Source organism: Allorhizocola rhizosphaerae (assembly GCF_003426775.1).
Lineage (GTDB): Bacteria > Actinomycetota > Actinomycetes > Mycobacteriales > Micromonosporaceae > Allorhizocola > Allorhizocola rhizosphaerae.
In genome coordinates this window covers 1-10738 of sequence record NZ_QJUG01000261.1, presented here as the reverse complement: position 1 = coordinate 10738, position 10738 = coordinate 1, and the positions used below count along the sequence as shown (strand labels likewise).

Genomic DNA, 10738 nt, shown 5'->3' with positions numbered 1-10738 from the left:
CGGGCGACCGCCAGCACGGCCGCGACCAGGGCCACGACCAGCGCGAGCGCCGCCAGAATCGAGGACATGTTCTAGATACTGCCACGAAACAGGCTTGCAGAATTTTCTTTGCAAAGAATAGTCTGTGAGGCGTGTCCGACGAAACCCGATGGATCAAGAGCGTCGACGAGTTCAAGGCGGTGTCCCACCCGCTGCGCGTCCGCATGCTCGCCTGGTTGCGCGAGCACGGCCCCGCCAACGCCACCGAGCTCGCCCGCCAGTTCGCCACCGACACCGGTTCGACCAGCTACCACCTGCGCAAACTAGAAAACTTCGGCTTCGTGCACGAGGTGGCCGACCCCGACGGCCACCCGCGCGCGCGGCGCTGGGAGGCCGTGCACAAGACCACGTCCTGGTCCAACACCGATCCGGCCTCAGACCTCATGCGCCGCCGCCAGTTGGAGGCGCTCATGCGCGACGCTTCACGGTTCGAGGAGATGTTGCCATCGCTGCACGCCGAGTGGGTCGACACAGCCGGCATGAGTGGCGACCAACTCGTCAAGCTTACGGCCGCGTCCCTGGCCGAGCTGTTCGAAGCCGTGCAAGCCAAGATCGATGAGCTGGCCGCGCGCGACGCCACCAACCCCGACGCCAGAATGGTCGCCCTCTACACCGCGGGATATCCACGATGAATGCCACGAGACGCTATGTCGCCGTCACCTTCCTGACCTGGCTGCCCGTCGGGCTCTACATCGCGCCCATGGTGCTGCTGATGCTCGAGCGCGGGCTGTCCGTGCCGACCATCGCGACCATCAGCCTGGTCTATTCGCTCACCGTTGGCGTGCTTGAGCTTCCGACCGGTGGACTGTCCGATGTGCTCGGTCGCCGCGGGGTGCTCATCGCCTCCGCGCTGTGCAGCCTGGCCGGGCTGCTGTGCATGGGCCTGGCCACGACCGCCGCGCTGTTCACCGCAGCGGCGTTCCTGCGCGGCGTGGCGCGTGCGCTCAGCAGCGGCCCCGCCGAGGCCTGGTTCGTCGACACGGTGAGCCACGCCGACTCCTTCGGACCGGGTCGCCGCGAGAGGAGGTCACGCGGCCCGCAGTCGACCGCCGACCCGAAGAGGTCACGCGGCCCGCAGCCGGCCGCCGACCCGGAAGGGACCGAGGCGAGACGGACGCCGCCATGGGGACAGGGCCTCGCCCACGGCCAGGTCGCGCTGTCGTCCGGCCTCGCCATCGGCACCATCGCGGGCGGGCTGATTCCCCTGGCGCTGACCGGGATCGTGCCCACGCCGCTGGCCGTGCCGGTGCTCATCGGCGCCGCAGTGGAGGGCATCCGCCTCGTCGTCGTGGTCTTCGCGATGCCCGAGCCGCAGCATTCACGCCCGTCTTTCAAAACCGTCATCTTGGGGGTACCGGCTACCGTCCGCGACGGATTGCGACTGAGCACGCGCGACGGGATGCTGGCCCGCCTCATGGTGATCAGCGGCGTCATCGGCATCATGCTCGGGACCATCGAGCTGCTCACGCCCGCCTGGCTGGCAGAGATCACCGGCCGGTTCGAGACGGCCGGCATCGCCTACGCGGTCGTGGCCGCGCTCGGCTTCGCCGCGAGCGCGCTCGGCGGATCGCTCAGCACACGAATCCAGGCCCGGGTGGGCGGGCCCGTGCGCGGCGCGCAGGTCGGCACCGGCATCATGACCGTGGCGCTGCTGGCCCTCACCGGCTCGACCGTCCTATCGGGACTGTCCGGTGTGGTCGCTGCGGGCGTGTCGTACTGCCTGCTGTTCGTGGGATTGGGGATCGGCAACCCGGCTCGGTCGACGCTGACCCACGAGCGGGTCTCGTCCGCCATGCGCGCAACCGTCCTATCCGCACAGTCGCTCGCGCTCATGCTGCCCGGCGCGGTCGGCGTGATCGCGTTGTCCGGCCTGGTCGTCATCACCGGACCGGCCGCGGCCTTCCTGATCGTGGCCGGACTGGTCGCCGCCACCGCCGCCCTACTCCGCCCACCGACCTCCCCCGCGGTGCCCTCGGCCGCCGCGCCGCCGCCACTTGCCGTCGATCATGAACTTACGTCCATGTTCAACGGCGTGTCTCGGCATCAACCTCATGATCAACCCGGTGTCAGTCCCGATCGGGCTCCCCGGCCCGCATCCGGTCAAGCAGACCCCGCGACGCCGCGGAAGTGAAGCGCAGCACCGGCTCGCCCGGATCCTTGGAGTCACGCACACACCGCTTCGGCGGTGAATGCGACCTCCACGCATCCGCCGTCCATGCCGGCGCCCTCCTCGCATGCGAGAGATACCTATCGAGCGAGGCGGTGCGCCAGCCATGACAGCGCGAGGGGATAGCGATAACCGATGCCGGCGTGGGTACCGTCAAACAATTCAAAGAAAACCCGGTCGTCAGGGACGCCGATGCCGGCCAGTTCGGCCCGGAAAGCCTCGGCTCCCAGATCGAGGTAGAAGTCGTCGCGCTTGCCGGCGTCAATCCAGATCGCCCGCATCGAGCGCATCTCGTCGGCATAGCGCGCGACCATGCGCACCGGATCGAGGTCCAGCCACCGCTGCCACTGCTCGGGTCGCAGCGCACCCGTGCGCGGGTCGAACGGCAGCTCGACCGTCCCGTCCTCGTTGGCCGAGAAGCACGCCGCGCAGCCGAGCACCACCAGCAGGCTCACGTCGGCCTCCTTGGTGAACGACGTGCGCGAACGGAAGTCGTCCCACCAGCCGGAGATGTCGTAGTCGTAATCGCGCAGGAAGCGGGCCGCCTTGGCGAACTCCGGGACGTAGCTCACCTCGTAGAGCGCGTCGCCCGCGTGCGTGGCCAGCGCGCCGAACAGGTCCGGGCGCAGCATGGGCGTGATCATCGCGCCGAACCCGCCCGATGACTTGCCGCTGATCGCACGCGACTCGCGGTCCGGGATCGTACGGTAGCGCGCGTCCACCCACGGCACGACCTCGTCGCACAGGTACGAGTGGTACCTGCCCGTGCCCGGCGAGTCCACGAACTGCGAGCCGCCGTAGGCGGTCCACGCGTCCACATAGACCACGATGCAGCCGGGTGCCTGGCCCGACGCGAACACGTCGTCGGCGTCCTCGATGAACGTCTTGCGGTAGGCCGACCGGTTCGCCCACATCGCCACGTGCCCCATGTATCCCTGGATCACGTAGACCACCGGATATCGCGTGTCGTCATCGTCGTAGCCCGGCGGCACATACACCCAGATCGGCCGCTCGTGCGGATCGCCCAACACGTTGCCGCGCAACAACTCCGACTCGATGATTCGCTGATCGAGCCGACCCGCCAGCCCGAACTCAGTCGTCATCGGACTTGCGCCTGCGACGGCGGGGGCGGACGAGGCTCGGCACGGCCATGACGGTGTCGTAGTAACGCGGCCGCCGGTAGTAGTACTTGCGGCGCGGCCCGGCGATCGCGTAGACCACCGTGGTCACGACTCCAAACGCGACATAGATGCCGAGCACCACGATGCCCCCGCTGTCCGGAATGGACAGAAAGCCGCCATCGCCCCGGATCGGCAGGATCACCAGGGCAAGCAGGATCCACGTGACCATGCCCCAGACCAGGCCCACGCCGATGGCCGGGATGATCTGCCCGGTGATGAACCGGCCGAGCGCCGTACCGAAGATGGCTCCGGCCGCACCCGCGACCACGAGCAGCATGACCAATGCGGTCGACGTGGTCTCGTCGCCCACCAGCTGGCCGTAGGGCTTGATGTAGTCCTTCTCCTGGAACAGGCCCAGCGGCCACAGCGCGATCGCGAGCAGCACCCCGCCGCCGACTCCACCTACGACACCAGCGCCCATCCGGGAGATGAAGTTGACCCGGGGAACGTATTCGTCACTCACGCTGGCGGACGTTACTACATGCAGCCCAATCGCCCTATAGGGAGCGTGCTTGCGCTGGACGTTAAACTAACTCTAGCCTTTCAATGGGTCCGACCAGCGCGCGGGTCGAGGGCAGTCCCACTCCACTGTCCCGTGTCCGCGAAAGGCATCCCATGTTACGAAGAGCTCTCGTCGCCACAATGCTGGTGGCGACCGGCGCCGTCGCGCTCGTGCTCACCCAAACCGCGAGTGCGGCCCCGTCCGAACCGTACACCTGGAAAAACGTGCGCATCGACGGCGGCGGATTCGTACCGGGCATCATCTTCAACCCCACCGAGCGCAACCTGATCTACGCGCGCACCGACATCGGCGGCGCATACCGTTGGAACCAAAGCACTTCCAGCTGGGTCCCACTGCTCGACTGGGTCGGCTGGAACAACTGGGGCTACAACGGCGTCCTGTCCATGGCCACCGACCCGGTGCAGACCAACCGCGTCTACGCCATGGTCGGCATGTATTTGAACGACTGGGACCCCAACAACGGGGCCGTCCTGCGCTCCACCGACCGGGGGAACACGTGGCAGACCAGCGTGCTGCCATTCAAGGTCGGCGGCAACTTCCCGGGCCGCGGCATGGGCGAGCGCCTGGCCATCCACCCGACAAATAACAACATTCTTTATATGGGTACCGAGGCCGGCAACGGCCTCTGGCGGAGCACAGACTTCGGCGCGACCTGGTCCAAGGTGACCAACTTCCCCAATGCGGGCAACTATGTGCAGGACCCCGCCGACCCCAACAACTACCTGAACTTCAACCAGGGCGTCGTGTGGGTCACGTTCGACAAGGCCACCGGCGGGATCTACGTCGGCGTCGCCGACCTGCAGAACACGGTGTATCGCAGCCTCAACAACGGCACCTCGTGGGAGCGGATCGCGGGCCAGCCCACCGGATTCATCGCGCACCAGGGTGAGGTCCACAATGGATACCTCTACATCACCACCTCCGACAAGGGCGGCCCCTACGACGGCGGCAACGGTCAGGTGTGGAAATACCAGATCTCGACCGGCACGTGGACCGACATCACGCCGCTGTCCATCGACGGCAGCACGACCAGGTGGTACGGGTACTCGGGCCTGTCGGTCGACCGGCAGAGCACCAACACGCTCATGGTGACCGGCTACAGCTCGTGGTACCCGGACACGGTCATCCACCGGTCCACCGACGGCGGCGCGACCTGGCGCTCGTTCTACGACTACGCCTGGCCCAACCGGACCAACCGCTACACGATCGACATCACCGGCGTCCCCTGGCTCGACTTCAACAGCTCACCGTCCCTTCCCGAGCAGTCGCCCAAGCTGGGCTGGATGACCGAATCGCTGGAGATCGACCCGTTCGACTCCAACCGCATGATGTTCGGGACGGGTGCCACCGTCTACGGCACGACCAACCTCACCGCGCTGGACACCGGCGGCACGGTCAGCCTGCGGCCGATGGTGCGCGGGCTGGAGGAGACCGCCGTGCAGGACCTGGTGAGCCTGCCCACGGGCGCGGCCCCGCTGCTGTCGGGCGTTTTCGACATCGGCGGCTTCCGGCACACCAACCTCGACGTGGTGCCGGACATGTACAACAACCCCTACTTCGGGGCGACACTGAGCATCGACTACGCCGAGTCCAACCCGAGCATGGTGGTCCGGGTCGGGCGAGGAGCGCGCACCGATCAGGGGCAGACCAACATCGCCCTGTCCAATGACGGCGGGGCGAACTGGTACTCGGGAAGCAGCCCGTCGGGCGCGCAGGGCGGCACGGTGGCGTTGAGCGCCAATGGTTCCCGGGTGGTCTGGTCCACAGAGGACAACGGCGTGTTCTACTCGACCAGCTTTGGCGGCGGGTTCAGCCAGTCCAGCGGGATCCCGGCCACCGCCATGGTGGAGGCCGACCGGGTCAACCCCAACAAGTTCTATGCCGTGTACAACGGGACGTTCTACGTGAGCACCAACGGCGGGCAGTCGTTCACCACCGCCGCGACCGGGTTGCCGTCCGATGCCCGGTTCAAGGCGATGCACGGCGTCGAGGGCGACATCTGGCTCGCCGGGTCGGGCGGGCTCTACCGCTCCACCAACTCGGGCGCCTCGTTCAGCCGGCTGTCCAATGTGTCCGCCGCGAGAAACATCGGCTTCGGCCGGGCCGCTCCTGGCCGGACCTATATGGCGCTCTATTTGATCGGTACCGTCGACGGCGTCGATGGCGTCTATCGTTCGAACGACACGGGCACGAGCTGGGTGCGAATCAATGACAACCAGCACCAGTGGGGCAACATGGGCGAGGCCATCACCGGTGATCCGCGGACCTACGGGCGTGTCTATGTGGGCACGAACGGGCGTGGCATCGTCTACGGCGACGCCACGGTGATCCCGCCGACGCCTTCGGTCTCGCCGTCGGTGTCCCCGTCGGTCTCGCCGTCCGTCTCGCCGTCGGTGTCTCCCTCGCTCTCGCCTTCGCCCAGCGGCCAGCCGGGCAAGGCCTGCACGGCCACCTACACCATGAGTGGCCAGTGGCCGGGCGGCTTCGGTGCGGACGTCAAGGTGACCAGCACGGGCACCACCGCCCTCACCGGTTGGCGGGTCACGTGGGCGTTCACGGCCGGGCAGACCATACAGAGCCTGTGGAACGGCTCGCACACCCAGTCGGGTGCCAATGTCACGGTGAACAACCTGTCATACAACGGCAATCTGAGCCCGGGCCAGTCCACCACGTTCGGGTTCAACGGAAACTGGAACGGCTCCAACCCGGTCCCCGCGCCGGTGACGTGTACACCCCTATAGTTCATTGAATGAAACGAGTGCGCCTTTTCCTGGCCGTTCTCGTCGCAACCGCCGTGGTGGTGTGGCCCACCGGTCACACCACCACGCCTGCCGTCCACATTGGACAGCAGCCCACCCTCACCCTGCCCGACCTGCGCCCCCATCTGGAAGCCTTCGAGCAGATCGCCCAGGCCCACGGCGGCCACAGAGGCCACGGAAGCCCCGGCTACGCCGCCTCCGTCGCGTATGTCGAACAAAAACTGATCGCCGCCGGGTTCAAGACCCACCGCCAACAGTTCACCTGGAACCGCGACGACGGGATCAACCTCATCGCCGACTGGCCGGGCGGCGACCCCAACGACACCCTGATGATCGGCGCCCACCTGGACAGCGTGGCCCGCGGTCCGGGCATCAACGACAACGGTTCCGGCAGCGCGATGGTTCTCGCACTCGCACTGGCCGTCGCAGCAACGGGCCACAGGCCACAGCGCCACCTGCGCTTCGCGTGGTGGGGCGCGGAGGAGCTGGGCCTCATCGGCTCCGCGCACTACATCCGCATGCTCACGCCCGAGTCCACCAAGCAGATTCGCGGCTATCTCAACGTCGACATGATCGCATCACCGAACGGCGGCCACTTCGTCTACAACAGCGACAACCCCATCGAGCGGGCCCTGATGTCCTACTTCACCGCGCGGTCGATCCCCACCTATGCCATCCCCTACGAGGGCCGGTCCGACTACGCCATGTTTTTGCGCGCGGGCGTCCCGGTCGGCGGGGTCATCACCGGTACACGAGAAATAAAGACAGAACAGTTCGCCGCATGGTGGGGCGGCACCGCGGGAGCCCCGTTTGACCCCTGCTATCACCAGGCATGCGACACCAACGCCAACATCAACGAGACCGTCTACCTCCACAGCTCAAACGCGACCGCGCACGCCTTCTGGACGCTCTCCCACGGTCCATGGGAAGCCCACTAAATCCGGCTCGACCCAGCCCGCCCTCGCATCGCTCGATGCGAGCGTCGACGGGCGATAAAACCGCATGAGCAGTCGCTTGTCCAGCAGGCCAGGATTGCGCGCGACCACTTGATCGAACTCGTCGGCCTCAAAAGCGTGATGCCCCACAAGCTCGACCCAGGCACGGCTCACCGTCGCGTGATATTTCTGCGGGGCACCCGCATAGCGCGCCGTCTGCTGAATCCCCTCGCTCACCACACCCACGGCCCGCTCGACCCCCAACCGCCGCACGGCAAGCCACGTCACCTTCACATGCTCACGATGCCCAAACCTCTCGGCCCCCACCATCGCCTCACTCATCAACTCCGCGAACACGCCGCTCACCCCTTCACCTCCGCCAGCCTTTTCAGCACGCTCCGCGCCGCGTCGATTTCTTCATCTGGTACCCCGGCCAGCGCACGCCGCTCCAAGGCCCGCAGCGCCTTGCGCACGGCCGCTGCCGCCTCGCGCCCGTCATCGGTCAGCTCAATCACCACGGCCCGCCGGTCCCCGGCCCGCGCGCCCCGGCGCACCATCCCGCGCCCCTCAAGCCGGTCGACAATCCCGGTCAGCGTGGCCGGTTTGGCGCCGACGGCCGCCCCCAGCTCCGAAACCGTGCGCGCCACGCCGTCGCCGAGATTGCCCAGCGCATTGATCTCCGACCCGGTCAGCCCCAGCTCGGCCACCAACACCTGCAACGTCGCGTGCGTAGCCCGCTGTAGTTCGAGTAGTACGGATCCGTTCTTCACGTTTCAATAATATACGGATCCGAAATAGTCTCGAAGGACACGCCCCGCTCCCGGAAGTACGTCCTGAGCGACTCAGCGTGCTGCTTGTACTGCCCAATGCGTTCGGCGATCACCTCATCCGGCAGGTCCAGCCCGCCCCCACACAGATCGCACACTCCCGCTACACGTGGCAAGCGATAGTAAACATGCCAGGAAGTCCGACATTGAGTGCACGTCCGCTTCAGCCGCTCACTCGCCTCATGCTCGCTCAGGACCACTTCGACGACCGAGTTGGGCTCGCATCCGTGCCGCGCCAGAAGTTCAGCCTGCACGACGATGCACGCAAACCCATACAGCACCCAGCCGCCCTCCTCCGCGACCAGCCGCTCCGCCACGATCCCGGCCATCAGCTCGTCCGGCACCCTTTGATGCTCATTCACAAGCCGCCGCACCGGCTCACCCATCGGCCCCTGCACGTACTTCCGCATAAGGTCGCCCAACCCAAAGCACGGCACCCCGGCCCGCTCCGCCACCCACCGCGCTGCCTCGCCCAGGGCGAGCCCAGGCCCGCTTATCACCACCACTTTGCGCACGTGCGCCCCGCCTACTCGGCTCCGACAAGGATGCAGAACGGGTGGCCCGCGGGATCGGCGAGCACATACAGCGGCTCGTCCGCATCGTCAGTGCGGTCGTACAGCAAGATGGCGCCGAGCTCTTCGGCGCGCTTCCGTTGGCGCTGGAGTTCCTCGACGGTGGGGACGCGGAAGTCGTGGTGCATCTGCTTTGACACGTCATGCTTGGGCCACGTCGGTCGCGCAAGTGTCGGCACCTGCTGAAACGCGAACACGCGGCGGCCCTCGGCATCGAGCAGGACCAGCCAGTCCGGGTCATCGTCGCTGCCGTCGGCGGGCATCTCATCGCCTGGGCGGTAGCGAAGCCCCAGGAACTGCCGATAGAACTCGGCGAGGCCACGGCAATCGGTGGCGTCGATAGCGGTGTGCATCAGAACGGGATAGCTGTCCATCGGGCCTCCTACTTCCGGGGGTGCTGGCCAGACACGTCCAGTATCGCTAGGGAAGGATGACCGCATGCGCCCCTTTCGCTTTTTCGGCATCGCGGCCGCCGGGCCGGTCGGCGTTCGCGCGATCGTCGATACCGCGCGCCGGGCCGAGGCGGCCGGGTTCACCGGGCTGGTCCTGCCCGATCACCTGCTCGAACAGCATGCGCCGATACCGGTACTGGCCACGGTGGCCGCCTCGACCGAACGGCTGCGCATCATGCCGTTCGTGCTCAACACCGGCCTGCGGCACCCCGCTGTGATCGCCCAAGACCTGGCCACTCTCGACGTTCTCTCCGATGGCAGGCTGGAGATCGGCCTAGGCGCCGGATGGAACCGCATGGAACACGACGCCGTCGGCCTACCGTTCGAACCCGCCGCACGGCGAATCGACCGGCTCGCCGAGGCGGTCGACGTCCTCAAGGGCTGCTTTGCTCCCGGCCCCTTCTCCTACCGAGGCGCGTTCTACACATTGGACCAATACGAGGGGCATCCCAAACCCGTGCAGCAGCCGCATCCCCCGCTGTTCATCGGCGGCGGCGGGCGAAGAGTGCTGACCTTGGCAGCCCGCCACGCCAACACAGTCGGCCTAGCCCCCCGCGTGCTGCCCAGCGGCAACGGACTCCCGCCACCCGACCCGCACAGCCTCACCCTTGCCGGAGCCGAGGAGAAGGTCGCCTGGATCCGCGCGGCCGCCGGCGATCGCTTCAACGAGATCGAGCTGAACCTCTACCCCAGCGGCGGCCCGCTGCTCGTCACCGCCGACACCGCCGCCCCGGCGCGAGACCGAGCCGACGCCCTACACCGGCTCACCGGGGTCGAACTAACCACGACCGAGATCCTGGAATCCCCCCACGTGTTCATCGGCTCGGTCCCGCAGCTCGTCGATAAGATCCAGACCTTACGGGCACGGCTCGGCGTCAGCTCCTTCATGCTCGGAGACGTCGAAACAGCCATCCCGATCGTGGAACAACTTGCCGGAAAGTAGGCGCTTAGCGCACCGCCGCTGCTGATTTTCAGGCCGGCCGCGGCCACCCAGCAGCGTGGGCCCCACTGCGGCGCGGAACCCGGGGGTCGCCCCCGGGGACAGAATAAAAGCCCCCAAACAGCGAAGCCCGCCGAAGGCGGGCGAGCAGCTGTGGCCAGGCCAAGCCCGCACGCGGCGCGCAACCACAGATCGTGGGGAACCCGGGGGTCGCCCCCGGGGCAGAATGAAAGCCCCCAAACAGCGAAGCCCGCCGAAGGCGGGCGAGCAGCTGTGGCCAGGCCAAGCCCGCACGCGGCGCGCAACCACAGATCGTGGGGAACCCGGGGGTCGCCCATGGGGC

The 10738-nt window shown here is 67.3% G+C and carries 12 protein-coding genes; 5 read left to right on the top strand and 7 right to left on the bottom strand.

Annotated features, from left to right (window positions below; translation table 11 throughout):
- Positions 1 to 131 precede the first annotated feature (131 nt).
- Together DM816_RS35940 and DM816_RS44885 are read left to right on the top strand one after the other, a co-directional pair.
- Positions 132 to 671: an ArsR/SmtB family transcription factor gene (locus DM816_RS35940; RefSeq protein WP_117214982.1), complete on the top strand. Its 540-nt coding sequence runs from the start codon at positions 132 to 134 to the stop codon at positions 669 to 671.
- Positions 668 to 2170, top strand: a complete 1503-nt coding sequence (locus DM816_RS44885; protein WP_117214981.1) for an MFS transporter — start codon at positions 668 to 670, stop codon at positions 2168 to 2170. Before DM816_RS35940 ends, DM816_RS44885 begins: the two co-directional genes overlap by 4 nt.
- Here DM816_RS44885 and DM816_RS46120 read toward each other — a convergent pair.
- From DM816_RS46120 to DM816_RS35920, 3 genes are read right to left on the bottom strand one after another with little or no spacing between them, the layout of a single operon-like run.
- The gene (locus DM816_RS46120; RefSeq protein WP_483964168.1) at positions 2106 to 2363 is read right to left on the bottom strand and encodes a DUF397 domain-containing protein; all 258 of its coding nucleotides are present in this window, start codon (positions 2361 to 2363) and stop codon (positions 2106 to 2108) included. The two genes, DM816_RS44885 and DM816_RS46120, sit on opposite strands and share 65 nt — an antisense overlap.
- A complete protein-coding gene (locus DM816_RS35925) occupies positions 2287 to 3309 on the bottom strand; it encodes an alpha/beta hydrolase (protein ID WP_117214979.1) in 1023 nt (340 codons plus the stop codon). The genes DM816_RS46120 and DM816_RS35925 overlap by 77 nt, the downstream gene beginning before the upstream one ends.
- A complete protein-coding gene (locus tag DM816_RS35920; protein WP_162908178.1) occupies positions 3299 to 3850 on the bottom strand; it encodes a hypothetical protein in 552 nt (183 codons plus the stop codon). The genes DM816_RS35925 and DM816_RS35920 overlap by 11 nt, the downstream gene beginning before the upstream one ends.
- 179 nt (positions 3851 to 4029) lie before the next feature.
- On the opposite strand from DM816_RS35920, the gene DM816_RS35915 reads away from it, so the two are divergent.
- Together DM816_RS35915 and DM816_RS35910 are read left to right on the top strand one after the other, a co-directional pair.
- Positions 4030 to 6651 carry a cellulose binding domain-containing protein gene (locus tag DM816_RS35915; RefSeq protein WP_211589004.1) on the top strand — a complete coding sequence of 874 codons (2622 nt, stop codon included), beginning with the start codon at positions 4030 to 4032 and terminating at the stop codon, positions 6649 to 6651.
- Between the two features lie 8 nt (positions 6652 to 6659).
- Positions 6660 to 7607: a M28 family peptidase gene (locus DM816_RS35910; RefSeq protein WP_117214976.1), complete on the top strand. Its 948-nt coding sequence runs from the start codon at positions 6660 to 6662 to the stop codon at positions 7605 to 7607.
- Here DM816_RS35910 and DM816_RS35905 read toward each other — a convergent pair.
- Genes DM816_RS35905 through DM816_RS35890 form a run of 4 tightly spaced genes read right to left on the bottom strand, consistent with a single transcriptional unit; the run spans position 7548 to position 9377 of the window.
- Positions 7548 to 7970, bottom strand: a complete 423-nt coding sequence (locus tag DM816_RS35905) for a hypothetical protein (RefSeq protein ID WP_246002549.1) — start codon at positions 7968 to 7970, stop codon at positions 7548 to 7550. The genes DM816_RS35910 and DM816_RS35905 overlap by 60 nt on opposite strands.
- Entirely contained in the window at positions 7967 to 8374 is a 408-nt protein-coding gene (locus DM816_RS35900) for a MarR family winged helix-turn-helix transcriptional regulator (protein ID WP_117214975.1), read from the bottom strand. The genes DM816_RS35905 and DM816_RS35900 overlap by 4 nt, the downstream gene beginning before the upstream one ends.
- Complete coding sequence (locus tag DM816_RS35895; protein ID WP_162908177.1) at positions 8371 to 8946, bottom strand: adenylate kinase family protein; 576 nt, start codon at positions 8944 to 8946, stop codon at positions 8371 to 8373. The genes DM816_RS35900 and DM816_RS35895 overlap by 4 nt, the downstream gene beginning before the upstream one ends.
- An 11-nt stretch (positions 8947 to 8957) precedes the next feature.
- Complete coding sequence (locus DM816_RS35890) at positions 8958 to 9377, bottom strand: VOC family protein (RefSeq protein ID WP_117214973.1); 420 nt, start codon at positions 9375 to 9377, stop codon at positions 8958 to 8960.
- 64 nt (positions 9378 to 9441) lie between these two features.
- On the opposite strand from DM816_RS35890, the gene DM816_RS35885 reads away from it, so the two are divergent.
- Positions 9442 to 10398: a TIGR03621 family F420-dependent LLM class oxidoreductase gene (locus tag DM816_RS35885; RefSeq protein ID WP_117214972.1), complete on the top strand. Its 957-nt coding sequence runs from the start codon at positions 9442 to 9444 to the stop codon at positions 10396 to 10398.
- The last annotated feature ends 340 nt before the right edge of the window (positions 10399 to 10738 follow it).